The 16,259-nt window shown below is 62.9% G+C and carries 17 protein-coding genes; 12 read left to right on the top strand and 5 right to left on the bottom strand.

Features of this window, described 5'->3' with window-relative positions:
* Window positions 1-707 precede the first annotated feature (707 nt).
* The 6 genes from BC363_RS34050 (at window position 708) to BC363_RS00050 (ending at window position 5,890) form a co-directional block, all read left to right on the top strand.
* Entirely contained in the window at window positions 708-1,385 is a 678-nt protein-coding gene (locus tag BC363_RS34050) for a hypothetical protein (RefSeq protein WP_141690188.1), read from the top strand.
* Complete coding sequence (locus tag BC363_RS00070) at window positions 1,306-1,992, top strand: hypothetical protein (protein ID WP_244519777.1); 687 nt, start codon at window positions 1,306-1,308, stop codon at window positions 1,990-1,992. Before BC363_RS34050 ends, BC363_RS00070 begins: the two co-directional genes overlap by 80 nt.
* Window positions 1,982-2,611 (top strand): helix-turn-helix domain-containing protein, encoded by a 630-nt coding sequence (locus BC363_RS00065; protein ID WP_065786964.1) that lies wholly within the window; start codon window positions 1,982-1,984, stop codon window positions 2,609-2,611. The genes BC363_RS00070 and BC363_RS00065 overlap by 11 nt, the downstream gene beginning before the upstream one ends.
* A gap of 256 nt (window positions 2,612-2,867) precedes the next feature.
* The gene (locus BC363_RS00060; protein WP_065786965.1) at window positions 2,868-3,473 is read left to right on the top strand and encodes a hypothetical protein; all 606 of its coding nucleotides are present in this window, start codon (window positions 2,868-2,870) and stop codon (window positions 3,471-3,473) included.
* A 430-nt stretch (window positions 3,474-3,903) separates the two neighbouring features.
* Complete coding sequence (locus tag BC363_RS00055; protein ID WP_065787056.1) at window positions 3,904-5,232, top strand: amidohydrolase family protein; 1,329 nt, start codon at window positions 3,904-3,906, stop codon at window positions 5,230-5,232.
* A gap of 322 nt (window positions 5,233-5,554) precedes the next feature.
* Window positions 5,555-5,890, top strand: a complete 336-nt coding sequence (locus BC363_RS00050) for a hypothetical protein (RefSeq protein WP_065793267.1) — start codon at window positions 5,555-5,557, stop codon at window positions 5,888-5,890.
* Window positions 5,891-6,068: 178 nt separating this feature from the next.
* Here BC363_RS00050 and BC363_RS00045 read toward each other — a convergent pair whose 3' ends face one another.
* Window positions 6,069-6,491: a YciI family protein gene (locus tag BC363_RS00045; RefSeq protein ID WP_065786967.1), complete on the bottom strand. Its 423-nt coding sequence runs from the start codon at window positions 6,489-6,491 to the stop codon at window positions 6,069-6,071.
* A gap of 410 nt (window positions 6,492-6,901) precedes the next feature.
* Here BC363_RS00045 and BC363_RS00040 point away from each other — a divergent pair, with 410 nt between their 5' ends.
* On the top strand, window positions 6,902-7,423 hold the full coding sequence (locus tag BC363_RS00040; RefSeq protein ID WP_065786968.1) for a BA14K family protein: 522 nt from the start codon (window positions 6,902-6,904) through the stop codon (window positions 7,421-7,423).
* Window positions 7,424-7,657: 234 nt separating this feature from the next.
* Here the strand turns inward: BC363_RS00040 and BC363_RS36180 are convergent, their stop codons facing one another.
* From BC363_RS36180 to BC363_RS00035, 3 genes are all read right to left on the bottom strand, one after another.
* A complete protein-coding gene (locus BC363_RS36180; RefSeq protein WP_268750794.1) occupies window positions 7,658-7,792 on the bottom strand; it encodes a hypothetical protein in 135 nt (44 codons plus the stop codon).
* 350 nt (window positions 7,793-8,142) lie between these two features.
* Window positions 8,143-8,280: a hypothetical protein gene (locus tag BC363_RS34990; protein ID WP_161491348.1), complete on the bottom strand. Its 138-nt coding sequence runs from the start codon at window positions 8,278-8,280 to the stop codon at window positions 8,143-8,145.
* A gap of 901 nt (window positions 8,281-9,181) precedes the next feature.
* Window positions 9,182-9,697: an SEL1-like repeat protein gene (locus BC363_RS00035; RefSeq protein ID WP_065786969.1), complete on the bottom strand. Its 516-nt coding sequence runs from the start codon at window positions 9,695-9,697 to the stop codon at window positions 9,182-9,184.
* A gap of 425 nt (window positions 9,698-10,122) precedes the next feature.
* Here BC363_RS00035 and BC363_RS33120 point away from each other — a divergent pair, with 425 nt between their 5' ends.
* Both BC363_RS33120 and BC363_RS00030 read left to right on the top strand, forming a co-directional pair.
* Complete coding sequence (locus tag BC363_RS33120; protein WP_141690563.1) at window positions 10,123-10,515, top strand: hypothetical protein; 393 nt, start codon at window positions 10,123-10,125, stop codon at window positions 10,513-10,515.
* Window positions 10,400-11,839 carry a terminase large subunit gene (locus BC363_RS00030; protein ID WP_065786970.1) on the top strand — a complete coding sequence of 480 codons (1,440 nt, stop codon included), beginning with the start codon at window positions 10,400-10,402 and terminating at the stop codon, window positions 11,837-11,839. Before BC363_RS33120 ends, BC363_RS00030 begins: the two co-directional genes overlap by 116 nt.
* Before the next feature lie 194 nt (window positions 11,840-12,033).
* Here the strand turns inward: BC363_RS00030 and BC363_RS00025 are convergent, their stop codons facing one another.
* Window positions 12,034-12,366, bottom strand: a complete 333-nt coding sequence (locus BC363_RS00025; protein ID WP_139109861.1) for a hypothetical protein — start codon at window positions 12,364-12,366, stop codon at window positions 12,034-12,036.
* A 585-nt stretch (window positions 12,367-12,951) separates the two neighbouring features.
* On the opposite strand from BC363_RS00025, the gene BC363_RS00015 reads away from it, so the two are divergent.
* Genes BC363_RS00015 through BC363_RS00005 form a run of 3 tightly spaced genes read left to right on the top strand, consistent with a single transcriptional unit; the run spans window position 12,952 to window position 16,069 of the window.
* Window positions 12,952-15,009: a phage portal protein gene (locus BC363_RS00015; RefSeq protein ID WP_065786973.1), complete on the top strand. Its 2,058-nt coding sequence runs from the start codon at window positions 12,952-12,954 to the stop codon at window positions 15,007-15,009.
* Window positions 15,006-15,671, top strand: a complete 666-nt coding sequence (locus tag BC363_RS00010) for a hypothetical protein (RefSeq protein ID WP_065786974.1) — start codon at window positions 15,006-15,008, stop codon at window positions 15,669-15,671. Before BC363_RS00015 ends, BC363_RS00010 begins: the two co-directional genes overlap by 4 nt.
* 2 nt (window positions 15,672-15,673) lie before the next feature.
* Window positions 15,674-16,069 (top strand): DUF6258 family protein, encoded by a 396-nt coding sequence (locus BC363_RS00005; RefSeq protein ID WP_244512645.1) that lies wholly within the window; start codon window positions 15,674-15,676, stop codon window positions 16,067-16,069.
* The last annotated feature ends 190 nt before the right edge of the window (window positions 16,070-16,259 follow it).

Raw genomic sequence — 16,259 nt, 5'->3', positions numbered from 1 at the left:
TTCGGTGTGGGTGACATGTGGCGCGTTGGCAGCGTCCGTTGCGTGCCGACCCGGCACGCGGGCGCAGCCGCGGCGGCGATCACAGCGAGGGGCTGCTGCCCACCTCCTCCCCGGTGGCCCCTCGCTTCCATTTCGGCGCCGGCAAGCCGTTTCTGACGCATGCCCCCGATGATCGCACGCGATCTCGGTGCGTGATCGTGCGCGGGTTCGAAAGGACCCGCCTCGGCGAAGTATGAGCGGGGTTCGGGCGGCTTGCCGGCGAGAGCGCGGGGAAAACCAGAACAGGTGCAGCGCACGTGGAGACCGATCGTCGATTCAGGCGAGGCGAACCCGTGCGGCCATTCTTGCGGAGACGACGTCATGCCTGTTGTGAATTTGCAGAGAATTTTCTGTGCGCCATACCCCTCGGCAGAAGAAGGCGTGGCGGAGTGCGCCAACGGCTCGACCTCTCGTTCGTGCCGGGGCAAGCGCGGCCGGCGCGACGTGGCTGTGCGATCTTCGCGATGGGGCAGTGTGCTTGCTGCTGTTGTGCGGGGGGTTGTTGTGCGTTTTCGCCGGTGGCAGTGGTCCTGGCGAGGCGCGTCCCGCTCGCTCGACGGTGCTCGTGTGCGGGCCGGATCAACAGATTTGTGCAGCAGCTCTTGCCGCGGCGGCAAGCCGGTTGCTTCGGCCGCGTGGCGCTCGCCTTGACGGTCGAGGTCTAGGCGATGCGGATCACGTCGATCGTCGAGGCTCTGGTTCTATGCGGCGCGACGCCGGAAATGATCCTGTGCGCCGTGCGCGCGGCGGAAGCCGGTCAGCAATCGGACATCGAAAAGCGTCGGGCGAGCGATCGCGAACGGCAACAGCGCCGCCGCGCTCACGTGACGTCACGAGCCGTCACGGCGACGGTGCCCCTCTCTGATAAAGAAAGGTCCCCCACACCCCCTAAAGAAATTAACTCTCCCGACAACACCCAAGCCCCCGCGCCATCGCGCAAGACCCAGGCCCCTGCGCCATCGCGCCTTGTGCCAGGCGGCAGGCGGGCCATGCGCCTTCCCGAGCAATTCGAGCCGGACCGCGATTTTGCCATCCGGCTGGGCTTCGGCGCGGCGGAGACGGAGCTGGAGCTTGAAAAATTCCGCGACTACTGGACGGCAAAATCCGGACGGGACGCGGCCAAGCTCGACTGGCTCGCCACCTGGCGCAACTGGATGCGCAACGCCGCAAGGCCGCGCAGCAGTCACCGGCCGCAGGCGCCGCCGCGCGAAAGCGCCTTTGCCCGCCACCAGCGGGAATGCCGACAAGCGATAGAGCGAGAACTGAATGGAAACCGAGACAATGACGACCTTATCAACACGCAACCGACTTTTGACCTTGAGCCGGGAGATTACCGCGCTCACTGACCGGCTGGCGCCGGCAAGCGACGATGCGATCCTGCGCAGCCTCGACGCGATGCAGACCGCCGGCATGACCATGCCGCAGGGCATCGACCCTGGGAAGCTTCTGCCGGTCTACCGATATGCGCTGGCAGGCGTGCCTGCCTGCGGGCTTTCAGCGGTGACGCAGAAGCTGATCCGCGGTGACTATGCCGCCAACGCCAACGTGCTTCTGGGCACCATTCCAAAACCCCCGGTGCTGGCGGCGCTGGCCGAGAGCGAGGCGGCGGCGACACGCGCCGAGCTGGCGCGCAGACGCGACCTCGCCGAGGCGCTGAATCCGACATTGAAGGCGGCCGAGCGCTCGCCCGAGATCCGCGAGCGGGTGAGGGTGCGGCTTCGGCAGTTTCGCGCTGAGCACACCGCCGCCAAGGCGGTAGCGCCCATGCCGGGGGAAACGCCTTCGGTCGAGCGGGCCGGAGCGCTGGCCCGGATGCTCGACCTTCCCGATACCGCCGATGTCACGAACGAGCAGCGCGCCTTTCGGGCGAGGCTGGAGCGCGACGTGGCCCACCGCGCAGCGCGCGGTGCGGCAACAAATTTCACCATGGAGGGGACGAGCGATGCAGCCTGAAACGAGACATTCGACGATGCAATTTGCGGGACTGCGCGCCCTGGATGGCGCCGCAAGGGATGGAACCGCAAGGGATGGAACCGCAAGCGATGCGATCGCCGCCGACGGCGGACATGGCGGGCCGAGTGCCGGGTGGGCACCGGACGTCCTGCAGATCGCAGGCGGTGCGGCGACCGCCAGTGCCGGGCAGAACGAACCACAGCAGGTCCCGACGCCTGACGAACTGCTCGGCGCGCTGAGCGCGCATGTGAAGGCGCAGCGCTTGCGGGTGCTGGAGCTGGAGCTTGCGCTTGCCGATGCCGAAGCGCGCATCCTTTCGCAGGCGCAATTGCTCTGCGGCACGGGCGCTGGCGGCGAGGGCGGTCTCTTCAGCCGTCGGCCGGTGCGCGAAATCGTCGAGGAGGTGCTGCTTGCCTATCCCGGCATCGGCTGGGCCGATGTGATCGGGGTTCGCCGGGAGCGCCGGCTGGTGGAGCCGCGCCATCGCTGCATGGCGGCGGTCTACGACGAGCGCGAGGACCTGTCGCTGCCGGCGCTCGGCCGTATCTTCCGGCGCGACCACACCTCGGTGCTGCACGCGGTCAACAAGGGCAGGGCGAAGCGATGTGCCGGAACCTGAGCGCTTCGACCGAAGGATCGTGGCCAGGTGCAGGGGCGATCGCGATCGGTGGCGATGGGACGGGCGGCCTTGGGTGGCGGATCGTCGTGGTTGCGAGCCGCAAGGGAAAGGCGGGGTGTGCCCGCACGCCGCACGGGGCACGCACCGACAAACAAACATTTTCGGAACGGGCATTGGCATTGCCGCAACCGGACTCCGGCCCTCGGGCGGACGACCGCGGCCTATGGAACGCAGACCAAGAGAAGGAAAGAAGACGATGACATCCAAGGCGGAACGCATACGCATCAAGCGGGCAAGCAAGGCGGGCCGGCCGCGCAAGGCCGACGTGGCGCGCTATCCCGGCGGGCAGATCAAGCATGGCGAAACGGAAAGGGAAGTGCGCTCCGTTGCTATCGCGGCGCGGCAGCGCATGCATTTCTCAGGCGCCAAGGGCGTGGATGCCGGCAGCCCCTTTGCCGGCTACACGCTTGGCCGGATGTTTCTCGACGGCAAGCTCACCGCCCATGAGCGCGAGGCGGGCGACGAATATGCCCGGCAGATGGCGCGCTACTACAGCCTGACCGGCATTCCCTTTCCCAGTGTCAGGGCGCAGTCGCTGTTCAGCGTCAAGGGCTTTGAAGGCGAGACGACCGCCGAGCGCACGCGGGCAGCAAGGGCTGCGGCCAACCGGATGATGGAGCTCGAGGGCGTGCTTTTGAAACTGCCGGAAGGGCCGCGGGTGAAGACCACGGTCTTCAACGTCTGCGTCATGGACTACGAGGTGCTGCGCACCATGCCTGAGCCGCAACTGGCCTGGCTGAAGCGCGGCCTGACCGAACTGCATTGGCACCTTGGGCTTTCCAGGGAGAAGGAAGCGGTTTGAACGCGAGCCGATTGCCGAGGGCGCGGCCTCTGGCAGGGCCGCTTCAGGCCGCCGGCAATTGCTGAGAATGTCTGGGAGTGGCTCCGTTCTCCCTGTTCTCGCCCTTGTGGCCAAGGCGAGCTTCGGCTTGCGTCCTCAACGTCTGCTTGTTCCTACAAGCAGACGTTGATATTGTTTCGTGCCGCTTGCGATCGGCCTGACTGCGAACATGGCCTTGCAATCGCAGGGACGAGCGGTGCCTGGCGCCTTGGCCCTATCGCAATGGATCTACGACTTTCTCTCTTGCCACGACCCATCCCTTCCTCAAGGTCGGAGAACCGCCGTGCGTATCAAATCTTTGGAATCGCAGGAGTTGATGAAAGCCACGTTTGCGGCGCGTGCCTTGTCGCACGCCGCAGCGGTGTACGCTTATGCCCGCACAGCTTTCAAGATGGTGCTGTCCAGCAGACGGTGGCTTGTGGCAGCTCTGGTGCTCGGGGTCTGCCCGGCCGCGAGGGCGGATGACGTCCTTTTCGAAAACGTCCGCATCTTCGATGGAAAAGGCGCCACCTCCCTTTCCGCTGCGTCGAATGTACTGGTCAAAGGCAATGTGATCACGCGGATCTCAACAGGCCCTGTCGAGGCGCAGGGTGCCCAGCGCATTGCCGGGAACGGCCGAACGCTCATGCCGGGCCTGATCGATGCGCACTGGCACGCAATGCTGGCTCGGCCCACTCCGGCAGAGGCATTCGGCGACGTCGGCTTCAACAATCTTGTGGCTGGTGACGAGGCGACGGACACGCTGATGCGCGGCTTCACCACCGTGCGCGATGTGGGAGGGCCGGTGTTCGGTCTCAAGCGCGCGATCGACGCGGGCGTCGTCGAGGGACCGCGCATCTACCCCTCCGGCGCCATGCTCACCGTGACCAGCGGGCATGGCGATTTCCGCCAGCTCACCGACCTGCCGCGGGTGATCGTCGGCCCGCTCACCCGCATGGAGCAGATCGGCGGCAGCATGGTGGTAGACAGTCCCGACGAGGTGCGCATGCGCGTCCGTGAGCAACTGATGCAGGGGGCGGCGCTGATCAAGATGACGGCGGGCGGCGGGGTGTCGTCACCCCACAGCCCGCTCGAAGTTACCACGTTTACCGAGGCTGAGCTGCGGGCCGCGGTTGAGATAGCCGACAATTGGGGCACCTACGTCGCCGCGCACGCCTTCACTCCGCATGCCATCAGAACAGCGATTGCAGCCGGCGTGAAGTGTATCGAACACGGCTTCCTCATGGACGAGGAAAGCGCCAAGCTGATTGCCGAGAAGGGCATTTGGCTAAGCCTGCAGCCGCTTCCGGACCTATTGAGGCAAGGCTTTCCGCAGGGCTCAGTCGAGCGGGCCAAGGCGGATGAGGTGTGGCCCGGCATCGGCAGAGCCTACGAACTGGCAAAGAAGTACAAGATCAAGACGGCGTGGGGCACCGATGTCTTGTTCTCCCGCGCATTGGCGCAGCAGCAGGGGGCAATCTTGGCCTCGCTCACGCATTGGTACACGCCTGCCGAAGCCCTCTCCATGGCGACTGGGACCAATGCGGAATTGCTTGCACTTTCCGGTCCGCGCAATCCCTATCCGGGAAAGCTCGGCGTGATCGAGGAAGGCGCGCTTGCGGATCTCTTGCTCGTCGATGGCAATCCGTTGGAGAACATCGACCTGGTGGCCGACCCCGCCAACAACTTCAAGATCATCATGAAGGACGGCGTCATTTACAAGAACACGCTGGTGCAGTGAGGAACAACGGAACCCGCTTGCCGCCTGGCACCGACTGCATAATTCCATAAACCGGAATCGATTTAAGGATAAAATTATGCAGCAAGTTTAGAGCGTTACAGCGTCCTTTGCGCGTCATATTTGACGCGCGGCGCTGTAAATGTGCGGAATTGGGTAGAAAATGCCACAAACCTTCCCGCTTCTATCTCTCTTCCTGTCTGGGCTCCGTTGACACTCGATTTCGCCTTGGGCAATGATCGTGAACGAGTTGATTAAGTGGTTGCCTACGCTCAAGAAAGAGCCTCCTTGCGCCGCTGGGCGCTAACGTGTTTACGGAGATACGATGGTCGCACGTACGCTTTTCGCAGTCTTGGCAGCTCTAGCGCCATTGACCACCCATGCGGCTTCGCAGAAGCCGACACCCGGTCAGGCATGTGAAAAGCTAGGCACTTTTGCCGCAGCGGCAATGCGGGCTCGGCAATACGGCGAACCGATGAGCAGTCATTCCGAACTGACGAAAGCAGTTCCCGGCGAAACCAACGACTTCGTCACCGCGGCTTACGAGTATCCTCGATACTCAACGCCGGAAATGCAGCAGAAAGCCGTCATCGAGTTCCGCAACTTAGTCGAATCCAACTGCAAATTGCTTCTTCAAGCGCACCCCAAAGCGGAGCACTGAAGTCCCTGTAGCCAGCGCCGCTGAGTGGCCGTTTGGATGCGCTCTGAGCAGAGCATGCGTCGTATCTCCTCCTCCACTAACCAGGATTCTCGCGGCCGATCGACTGCCTCGCCAGCGTTGAGAGCCGGGCTTCGTCGGAAGCCCGGCTCTCCGCAATGCTTTGCCAGCGAAGCTGATCTTAATTGCCGCCGATGCGTTCGCGCAGGCGGTCTTCCAGCTCGGCGATCTCCGGGGTGAGTGCGTCGCCGAAGTCGGCCGCCTCGAAGACCGGGCGGATTTCGATCTCGCTTGGGCCCGGCATCGGGTTGGGGCAGCGCTTCACCCAGGCGATGGCCTCGTCCATGTCCTTGACCTGCCAGATCCAGAAGCCGGCGACCAGTTCCTTGGTCTCGGTGAAAGGGCCGTCGATAACAAGGCGGCTTGCGCCGTCGAAGGCGACGCGCTTGCCCCTGGACGAGGGGTGCAGGCCTTCGCCCGCCAGCATGACGCCGGCATTGACCAGCTCTTCGTTGAACTTGCCCATGGCTTCCAGCAGCTCGGTCGAGGGCATCTTGCCCGCTTCGCTATCCTCGGTCGCCTTCACCATAACTATCACGCGCATGGTCTTTTCTCCTTTGATCGACGAAGCCACGGCGGCCCCTCTGCTTGAATGACGAACGGGCCACGGTGGGGCCGACATTGTGCCCAAACTTTTTTCCGCAACCCGTCGTGGCCTCGACGTGAACCCACGCAAAGAGGGAACGCAGAGTTTCTGCAACGCCTGGCCGTGTGCTCAGGTGGTATCGCCGGCGAGCGCGGAGAAGGCCTCTTCGCAAAGATATGTCGCCTGCCGCGGGTGGCAAGATACGCGGGCAGCGAGATCGACCACCGCGCCGCGCCGGCTTCCGGGTGAAGTCAGATGTCATCGATATCGCTATGTTTTTACATGCTAATATGACGAAGGGCGCATTCACCATGGGTTCACGTCAAGGGGGCATAGCTTGCACCTATTCGAAACGGATAGGTGTCGAGATGAAGAAGATAGGCATTGTGATCCTTGCGGCGGTGACGGCTCTGACGAGCTACGCGCCTGCGAATGCCGTGCCGGTTGCAGCGGTTCAGCTGGCGCAGCAGAGCGACGTCGATAGGGTGCAATATCGCGAATGGGGCGGCGACAGGCATCGGCCACGGCCAGGCTGGAACCATGGCGGATATCGGCCGCGTCCGGGTTGGCACGGCGGCTACCGCCCACGGCCGGGCTGGCATGGCGGTGGCGGATACCGCTATGGCTGGTACAACGGACACCGCGGCTATCGCGGTTATCGCGACGGATATCGTCGTCACAATGACGGCTGGTGGTATCCGCTGGCAGCCTTCGGCGCCGGCGCCATCATCGGCGGTGCGATCGCCGCGCCGCCGCGCCGCGTCGAATCCGGCGTGAACCCGCGGCACACCAACTGGTGCTATGATCGCTACCGCTCCTACCGCGCCTGGGACAACTCGTTCCAGCCCTATGGCGGCCCGCGGCAGCAGTGCTACTCGCCGTATTATTGAGGTGATCAGGCCCGCCGGTCGCAATTGGCCGGCGGGCTTCCTGCACGGCGCTCCACCTGGCCTGCAAGCCACGGATTGGGAAGGCTGTCGTCCCTCAAAAGACCGTTGGGCGCTTCTCGCTCATTCCTGATCGCCAGGTGAGCATCGATGCCGGCCGAGCTCTCACCTTTGACGGGGCAGGCGCGCGCGGAAGCCTCGACCGTGTACCTGATTTACCGGAAAGCTGTGGCGGGTTTAGAACTTCAGTCGGGCGTCGTCATGTTCGGGTGGGCGGTGCGCTTCCTTCTGGCGGCGCATGCCGTAGGCGAGGGCAAGCCCCAGCACGGCGGAACCGACGACAACGGCGAGTAGTGCGAAGAAATTCTCCATGACATTCTCCTCCCGACGGGGATGATAACACAATCGGACGCGCACAACCAAATATGCGCACGCTCGCGAGAACCGGAGTCCTCAAACCCGAACGTGCAACGAGGCCGGCACCTACATTGTTCCGGCGTCCCAAAAACACGTCGCCTGAGAACCGGACCATGCAACGCGCTTTGCGCCCATGTCATGCATGTCGTCGTCCCGAAACCGTCGCCGACATTCGCGCGAGACGCATTGCGGCGCTGCGCGTCAATTGTGATGCACAAAAGGGGCTGTAACGCTTTAAATTTCTTGCATAATTTTCTCAAAACCCGATCCGGACCTAAGAAGTAATGCAATAGGTGCACGGCGGTTCAGTAGCCGGAGCCGCCGCTGTCGCGGCTGCCTTCGCTCTGCGCGGAGCCGGCATTTCGGCTCGGCTGCGCGCTGGTGCAGGCGCCAAGCGAGAACAGCGCGATCACGAGGGTGAGGATCAGGAAAGGATGGTTCATGTTTTCCTCCCATTCTATAGGCGCTACCCGCCCTCCCGGCGGTAAAGCGATGCGCCTTGACGTTATGCGGGCCTGACTTGGCGCAGCCGTCGTGGCCACGCAGGTGATTTGTGTCGGCGTCACATCTTCCTTTTGCCGCCCGGCGACCGCCCGCTCTGTTGGCTGTCCGGGACGAGGCGCCAGTTCCGGTTCGAACGAGCCGCTATCTGGCCGGTGCGCCGCGGCAGCCCGATGCGGATATCGAGATGCTAATATACATTATTCGCGGGGAAGTGCGCGGCGAGGCGGCAATGCCGGGCCACAGTTTAGCGGTTCCGACGCAGGAAAGGATCCGCGGGGCGATAACCGGAGCGTCCTGGCGCCGCGGCCGAATGCGCCGGCGATCGGTGAAGGAAGATCACATCCGAAGGCGGGGGGCGATGTTCGAGAAAACCGAACAAAGCCAGAACAAATTTTGTCCGAGGGGGTTGCCCTGCGTCCGGAAGCGGGCTAAGGATATTACAGGATGGTCGTTTCGTAATCGAAGCGGCCTTTTTCATTTTGTCGGGACAGGCGGCTCGTCCGCCCTCGTGTCTTCCGCCTTCCACGAACAGCTGGCGCCAAGCGTGTCGCAACCTGCGCACGCTGCTCGTCGAGCGATTTTCAGGGTCGATCGATATGAGAGACCGACAAGTTCGAGGCTCGCGGGATTCTTGCCCGCGCTGATATGGGACAACGGACTCCGGCGCGCGATGCTCTCGCGGGTCGCTCGCTGCGCAATGTCACCTTCCGATCTGCTGGCTACTGCATAATTCCTTAATTCGGAATCGATTTAGGGGCAAAATTATGCAGCAACTCAAAGTGTTACAGCGACCTTTGCGCGTATAAATAGACGGGCGGCGCTGTAAGCCTCTCGTCGCGCTCAACCACGCCCGGCATCTCTCTGCTCGTCTTCGGCCATCTCACGCGCCTGATTTGACAGGTTCTCCGCCGGCATGTCTTCGGTTGGTCTTTCGTGTCTTCCGCTGGGATGGAGTGCCGCCCAGAAGCCGGCTGGTGCCGTGTTCAGTTCGGCGCTGCTCTCGCCCTGATGGCGACGGCCGATCGCCTGGCGGGCGCCGTGATGACCCTTGCGCGCAGCGCTGCGCCACCAGCGAAACGCCTCCTGCGGGTCGGGCTCGATGCCGAGGCCCTTGTGATAGATCGTTGCGAGGCGGACTTGCGATGCGGCATGGCCCTGACGGGCGGCTTGCCCGTTCCAGAGATAGGATGCGGCGTAATGCTCCTCGCGGCCATCGTTGAAATAGATGTCTCCGAGCACCGCCTGGGCCTCGAGATTTCCTGACGTGGCGAGTTCGAGCAACCTTGGCGAGACGTTTGCGGCCGAGAGCCGCGGCGTGAAAATGGTCTTCAACCTTCTGACTGCGTTCTGGATCATCAGACACCCGTCTTATTCTTCGCATAATTCCTAAAAATCGGGATCGATCGAACGGATAAATTATGCTGCGATTTGAAAGTGTTATGTCTCTAAAGCGCGTTACGATCTCTAGGATTCGCTTGCCGCGCTTCAGGTTCTTGTTCCTGCGCATGTCGTTATCGCAAAACCGCTGCACACTTTTGCGCGACATGCGTTGCCTGCCTGTCATGTCCGGTGAGCGGCGCCTTTGGCCGCCCGATCCGCCGCGAATGCACGACGCTTAACTCCATATTGGTGACAGAATGCAACCTAAGGTCAAGTGGGTGAATGCAATTCCCCGTGGATATCCGATGGCCGCTGACTGTTTTCCCGTCGTTGCGCGCGGGGGTGCCTGAACGACTTTAGAGAGCTTTGCGGCGCGGTGGCGCTGCATGGGAGCCATCATCATGAGCATCGGCAAGCCAGCCAAGGACCCGAAGACGGGGCGCTTCCTGCCGCGCGTGCCGGGGGCGGGGACACCAGCCCGGACGCGCGCCCGCAAGGCGGTGCGCACCAAGCTCGGCGAGCTGTTTCTCGAAGACATGCTTTCCGCCTGGGAGAGCCGGGGGGCGGCTGCGATCCATGCGCTGATCGAAAAGAGCCCGCACGATTTCCTCAAGGCCGTGGCCTCGCTGATGCCGAAGGACGTGAACGTCAATGTCAACCAGATCGGCGAGATGACGGATGAGCAACTCCTCGAGCGGATCCGCAAGCTCGACCAAACCATCAAGCCTTTCCTCGCTGCTCAGGGAGCGGATGGAACTGGCGACGGAGATCGGGCGGCGGCAGAGCAGCAATAGGCTGCGCTATTACCGGCCCTATGCCAGGCAGACCGCCTTTCACGAGGCGGGCGCCACCTTCCGCGAGCGGCTGTTCATGGCCGGAAACCAGCTCGGAAAGACGCTGGCCGGTGCTGCCGAAGCGGCAATGCACCTGACCGGCGACTACCCCGAATGGTGGGCGGGCCGACGCTTCGACCGTCCGATCGTGATGATCGGCGGCTCGGAATCGCACGAGCTGACGCGCGATGGCGTGCAGCGGCTGCTCGTCGGCCCGCCGATGAACGAAGAGGATTGGGGCACCGGCTATATCCCGAAGGCTGCGATCGCGGGCTGGACGCGCAGATCCAGCGCATCCGGCGCGCTCGACAGCGTGACGGTGCGCCATGCGACGGGCAGCACCTCGACGCTACTCCTGAAGGCCTATGAACAGGGCCGCGCCAAATGGCAGGCAAACACGGTGGACTATGTCTGGTTCGACGAGGAGCCGCCGGAGGACGTCTATTTCGAGGGCATCACCCGCACCAATGCGACCGGCGGCTCCGTCGCCGTGACGTTTACACCGCTGAAGGGCATGAGCTCGGTGGTCAGCCGCTACCTGCTGGAGCCCTCCGAGGACAGGGTGGTGGTGACCATGACGATCGACGATGCCGAGCACTATACGCCGGAGGAGCGCGCAAAAATCATTGCGAGCTATCCCGCGCATGAGAAGGAAGCGCGCACCAAGGGCGTGCCGACGCTGGGCTCGGGCCGGATCTTCCCGGTGACCGAGGAGCAGATCCGCATCGACCCTTTCGAGCTCCCCCAACATTGGGTGCAGATCGGCGGGCTCGATTTCGGCTGGGACCACCCGTTTGCGGCAGTTGCCTGCGCCTGGGACCGGGATGCGGATGTCTTCTATGTGACGAAGGTTTACCGCGAGCGCGAAGCGACGCCGATCATTCACGCAGCGGCGCTGAAACCCTGGGGCGCGTGGCTGCCCTGGGCATGGCCGCATGACGGCCTGCAGCACGACAAGGGCTCGGGCGAGCAACTGGCGGCGCAATATCGCGGGCAGGGGCTCGCCATGCTCCAGGAGCGGGCGACCTTCGACGACGGCACCAACGGCGTTGAGGCGGGGATCTCCGACATGCTGCAACGCATGCAGACCGGGCGCTTCAAGGTGTTTTCCACCTGCGGTGAATGGTTCGAGGAATTCAGGCTCTACCACCGCAAAGACGGCCGGATCGTCAAGGAACGCGACGACGTTCTTTCGGCCTGCCGCTACGCGCTGATGATGAAACGCTTTGCCCGGGTGAAGGCCAATGACGCCGCCTGGGCCTTTACCGACCGGAGGGTTCTCTGATGGCAGCGATGACGAAACCGGATTCGGGGTTGTCAACAGCGCTTGTGCCCAGTCTCGCAACGCCGCGCTTCAGCCTTCAAGGAACAAGCTGAACGATCAGCCTTTCGTCAGCCTCACGCTTGAAGCCGCTCAACTTGCATTTCGGGTCGTGGCTGCGCTTGCGGGAGCTGAGGCAGCAGCCCCACGGAACGCACCTATTTGAGATCGCAGTCGCCTGCGCCATAGGTTGCTCCGCAACCCTTCCCGCAAGTTGCGGATGCATGGTTCTCGCCGTCGTTGCAAATAACCTGATAAACGTTACCCGCGCTGTCTTTCGACTGCTTACAAGTCCCGGCATTGGTCCCGGTCTTCACTTTGTACGTCTTTCCCCCGCATTCGAGCGTGTTGCCGGCAGCAATCGGCGGCGCGACTTTGCGGATGCCTAGGTTTCCTCCGGGCACCACCTTCTTCTCCACAGCCAACGCCGGTGCCGAAGCCAGTATGGTCGCGGCAAAGACAGATGCGATAGCCAGATCGATGAATCGCATAAGGTCCTCCATCATCGCTGAACGCGATGCCTTCCCGCCGGGCTTGTCCGCTCAGAGGCTGGTTTCGGCAAGCGACCGTCCTGCCCGGCCCGGCAACTGCCGGCTTTGTTCGTTGTTTCGCAGGTCAGTTGTATCCTGACCCGCCGGGCTCACGGAAATATTGCATGATTAGCCGACATTATCCAGATGAACACGGGCGAACGGAGCAATGACGACCGGCTGCTGCACCTGCTGTGGCGATACTGCGCTCTCGGTTCGGATCATGGCTTGTTCTTCCTGAGCCTCACGCCGGCACCGCCACCGTTCTCGGCAATGAACTCGACGCCGGCAGATTCAAGGGCGCTCTCGAGATCGATGATTGTCCGATCCCCCGAAGTTTCGCCGCGTTCGAACCGCGCGATGGCTGAGACTTAGGCAAGCCAGTGCTCGATGAGGTCGAAGTTACGGCTTCGCACAGACCTAGGTTGTCTTGAAGGGGCACTTTTGGTGCCGTCGTTCGTTCTGAGCGTGGTTGTCAGAAAGAAATGTTGCGTCGAGGCGAATGCAAGCAAACACAAACTAGAGTTTCAATCGGAAGGTTCCCTAATGGCAGCGATGACAAAACCGGAACTGACGTCGCTGGTGAGCCAGCTCGTCAGGGATTGCGAAACCTACCGCGACGCGCTGTCGGTCGATCGCATCCGGGCGATGGAATATTACGACGGGGTGATGAAGGACGTGCCGTCCGACAGCAACCGCTCGAAGGTGGTTTCGCGCGATGTGCGCGCGGCGGTGAAGAAGGTACTGCCTTCCTTGATCCGCACGGTGCTCGGCAATGACAAGGTGGTCGAGTACGAGCCGGTCAACCAGGGCGATGAGGCGGGTGCCGAGCAGGCGACCGACTACATCAACTATATCGTTTTTCCCGAGAGCGACGGCTACGACGCGGTGCAGGACGCCGCGCACGACGCGCTGAAGCTCAGGAACGGCGTGATCCGCTGGTGGTACGAGAAGAAGCAGACCGTCGAGGTCTCGAGCCATACCGGGCTCGACGAAGCGGCGCTGGTGCAACTGATCGCCGACGATGCGGTGGAGGTGCTGGAGCAATCGCAATCGATCGAGACGATCGAGCTGCCGACCGGCCGGGTGGAGCAGCCGGTCTTCAACGTGAAGATCCGCCGCACGGGGGAGCGCGGCACAACCCGGCTTGCCGCGGTGCCGCTGGAAGAATTCCTCATCCATCCGGACGCGATCTCGATCGACGACAGCCCGATCACCGGGATCAACCGGCGCATGCGCCGCTCCGACCTCATCGCCATGGGCTATGACAGGGAGAAAGTGGAAGGCTTTGCCGTTGCCGGCGACCATGACGGCGACGACGAGGCATTTGCCCGCCGGCGCGACGTCTTTGGTGACGGCGAGGCGACTGCAACGGCGCTGCAGGAGGTGGAGTATTACGAGCTCTATGTGAAGGTGGACGCCGACGACGACGGCATTGCCGAGCTCAGGCGCCTGGTCTTTGCTGGCGGCACCGGGCCGGACAACCTGCTTGAGGACGAGGAATGGGACGAGGTGCCCTTTGCCGACCTCATCACCGAGCGCCGCCCGCACCAGCGCGAGGGCAACTCCGTCACCGACGACATGGCCGAGATCCAGCGGGTGAAGACCGTGCTTCTGCGCCAGACGCTCGACAATCTCTACTGGCAGAACAACCAGCAGCCGATCGTGCAGGAAGGTGTGATCCAGAACCCGGAATCGGTGCTGAACCCGAAGTTCGGCCAGCCGATCCGCGTCGGCCAGGGCGTCGATGTGCGCGGCGCCGTCGGCTACACGGCGGTGCCGTTCGTGGCGCGGGAATCCTTCTCGATGCTCGGCTATCTCGACCAGGAGGCGACCGATCGCACCGGGATTTCGGACGCCTCGAGCGGCATGGCGCCGGACGCGCTGCAGAACATGACGGCGAAGGCAACCGCGCTGGTCGAGCAGGCGGGCATCGGCCAGACGGAGCTGATGGTGCGCACCTTTGCGCAAGGGTTGAAGCGGGTGTTCAAGGGCCTGCTTGGCCTCGTCATCAAGCACCAGGACCGGCCGCGGGCGGTGCGCCTGCGCGGTCAATGGGTGACGTTCGACCCACGCCACTGGAACGCAGGCATGGACGCGACCGTCAACACCGGCCTTGGCGCCGGCACCCGCGAGCGCGACATGCTGATGATCCAGATGATCCAGCAATTGCAGGAAAAACTCTTGATGACGCTCGGGCCCGACAATCCTTACGTCTCGCCCGACAACCTCTACAACGGCATTGCCAAGACGGTGGAGGCGGCGGGGCTGAAATCGCCCGACCTCTACTTCACCAAGCCGACGCCGGAGGACATCCAGAAGCGGATGCAGGCGGCGAAGCCGCAGCAGCAGCCCGATGTGGGCATGCAGCGGCTGCAGATGGAAGCGCAGCTTGCCGCCGAAAAGACGCGGATGGAAAGCGAGGCCGCGCGGCGCAAGCTGGAGATGGAGCGCGAGCTGAAGCTTGCGGAGATCCAGCAGGACAGCGCCTTGAAACGCTACCAGATCGACGCCGAACTCAACCTCAAACGCGAGCAGAACCTGGCCGAAATGGCCGGCGGTACGGCGCTGACGACGGCGCATATCGGGGGAACTCCGGGATGAGACGCATCAGCGACTATGACGATTTTTACGAGGCGCCGACCGGGCTTGGCGGCGCGCTGGAGCTTCGCGATTTTGGCGAGGAGGCGAACAGCTGGCTGCCGAATCGGGCGCCGAGTGCCGGCAGCGATCGCCGGGGCGGCCAAGAGTTTGCCCAGGCGCGGCTACCGGCGCGGCGCGGAACCCAGCCGAGAGACCCCGTTCAAGAAGCGATGGGATTTCAGATCGGCCGCCTGATGCGCGAGATAAAGCGGCTCAATCCGAACGAGACATTTCTGGAACCCGCCGGCGGCTCCTACTCCGTGCAGGCGAGAGACAGCCTACAGCGTCGGCTGGAAGAGCTTCAAAGAGCCTATCTCACCGATCAGCGCACGGGCTGGCCGATCCAGCGTTTTATCGGCGACAGCAGAGGCAATATCATGTTCGAGCCGTTGGGAGGCCGCACTGTGCCGGGTCAAAATCCCGTTGACACCCACACGCTCTATCCGAATGGATCAAACTACCATAGGCTGAATCCGCAGGGGCATGGTCCCAGAAAAACACCGCATACCCATGGTCATCTCGAAGGAAGGGGGCCATACACCAGCGGGCAGGGTCCCTCGCTCGATGTCCTTGGAAACATCGTGCCCTGGAACAGTCCTGATGCACATTGGCCGATGAGATAAGAATGATGAAACCGGACGAGTTCTTGAGCAGCATTTACTTGGGCGACCGTGCCTGTAAGGCCGTCGTCCTTGACGGTTGGAAGGGTGAGGTGAAGATCCAGATGAACGCAGTGTCGCGTCTTCGGGGGGGGATCTGGAACTATGAGGAAGATATAGACGATGGCTTCCTGGTGTTCGAAGGGGTCGATCACATTTCCTTCGACCCGCCTGGTCGCTTGCTGAACGACGAGTTCGGCGTCGTCGAGTTTCTTGGCTACGACGGCGATCGCTTCACAGTTGTGATGGAAATCGGCTCGGGCTACGAGCTCGGGGATTATGTGAACGTCAAGACCACTATCCGGGCCAAGGCTGTTGCGATCGAGAGGCCGGGTGAAGAAGGCGCGCGGATCAGGGATTAGATTGGGGCCGGGCCGGTAATCCGATGAACAAGACTATTGAGGCGATGCTGGACGAGTTCATTGCCGCAGATCGTCCCAGCATTCTCCTGGCGAACGAGATCGAGGTCGCGCTGGATGATGCCTACCCGGATAACGACTATGTCCGGGACCTGGTGGCCATGCTTGCCATGTACCGTCCGGAAGGCGGTGA

The sequence above is a fragment of the Ensifer sp. LC384 genome, assembly GCF_001695865.1.
Taxonomy (GTDB): domain Bacteria; phylum Pseudomonadota; class Alphaproteobacteria; order Rhizobiales; family Rhizobiaceae; genus Ensifer.
This window is presented reverse-complemented; position numbering and strand designations above follow the sequence as displayed.

What these genes read in the sequence shown, in the direction of transcription:
- BC363_RS33120 (WP_141690563.1), top strand. Translation starts at nt 10,123, where the DNA reads ATGAGCATCGGCAAGCCAGCCAAGGACCCGAAGACGGGGCGCTTCCTG.
- BC363_RS00045 (WP_065786967.1), bottom strand. Translation starts at nt 6,491, where the DNA reads ATGCGCGTGATAGTTATGGTGAAGGCGACCGAGGATAGCGAAGCGGGC.
- BC363_RS00060 (WP_065786965.1), top strand. Translation starts at nt 2,868, where the DNA reads ATGACATCCAAGGCGGAACGCATACGCATCAAGCGGGCAAGCAAGGCG.
- BC363_RS34050 (WP_141690188.1), top strand. Translation starts at nt 708, where the DNA reads ATGCGGATCACGTCGATCGTCGAGGCTCTGGTTCTATGCGGCGCGACG.
- BC363_RS00025 (WP_139109861.1), bottom strand. Translation starts at nt 12,366, where the DNA reads ATGCGATTCATCGATCTGGCTATCGCATCTGTCTTTGCCGCGACCATA.
- BC363_RS00050 (WP_065793267.1), top strand. Translation starts at nt 5,555, where the DNA reads ATGGTCGCACGTACGCTTTTCGCAGTCTTGGCAGCTCTAGCGCCATTG.
- BC363_RS00055 (WP_065787056.1), top strand. Translation starts at nt 3,904, where the DNA reads ATGGTGCTGTCCAGCAGACGGTGGCTTGTGGCAGCTCTGGTGCTCGGG.
- BC363_RS36180 (WP_268750794.1), bottom strand. Translation starts at nt 7,792, where the DNA reads ATGGAGAATTTCTTCGCACTACTCGCCGTTGTCGTCGGTTCCGCCGTG.
- BC363_RS00070 (WP_244519777.1), top strand. Translation starts at nt 1,306, where the DNA reads ATGGAAACCGAGACAATGACGACCTTATCAACACGCAACCGACTTTTG.
- BC363_RS00065 (WP_065786964.1), top strand. Translation starts at nt 1,982, where the DNA reads ATGCAGCCTGAAACGAGACATTCGACGATGCAATTTGCGGGACTGCGC.
- BC363_RS00040 (WP_065786968.1), top strand. Translation starts at nt 6,902, where the DNA reads ATGAAGAAGATAGGCATTGTGATCCTTGCGGCGGTGACGGCTCTGACG.
- BC363_RS00015 (WP_065786973.1), top strand. Translation starts at nt 12,952, where the DNA reads ATGGCAGCGATGACAAAACCGGAACTGACGTCGCTGGTGAGCCAGCTC.
- BC363_RS00030 (WP_065786970.1), top strand. Translation starts at nt 10,400, where the DNA reads ATGAGCAACTCCTCGAGCGGATCCGCAAGCTCGACCAAACCATCAAGC.
- BC363_RS34990 (WP_161491348.1), bottom strand. Translation starts at nt 8,280, where the DNA reads ATGAACCATCCTTTCCTGATCCTCACCCTCGTGATCGCGCTGTTCTCG.
- BC363_RS00005 (WP_244512645.1), top strand. Translation starts at nt 15,674, where the DNA reads ATGATGAAACCGGACGAGTTCTTGAGCAGCATTTACTTGGGCGACCGT.
- BC363_RS00010 (WP_065786974.1), top strand. Translation starts at nt 15,006, where the DNA reads ATGAGACGCATCAGCGACTATGACGATTTTTACGAGGCGCCGACCGGG.
- BC363_RS00035 (WP_065786969.1), bottom strand. Translation starts at nt 9,697, where the DNA reads ATGATCCAGAACGCAGTCAGAAGGTTGAAGACCATTTTCACGCCGCGG.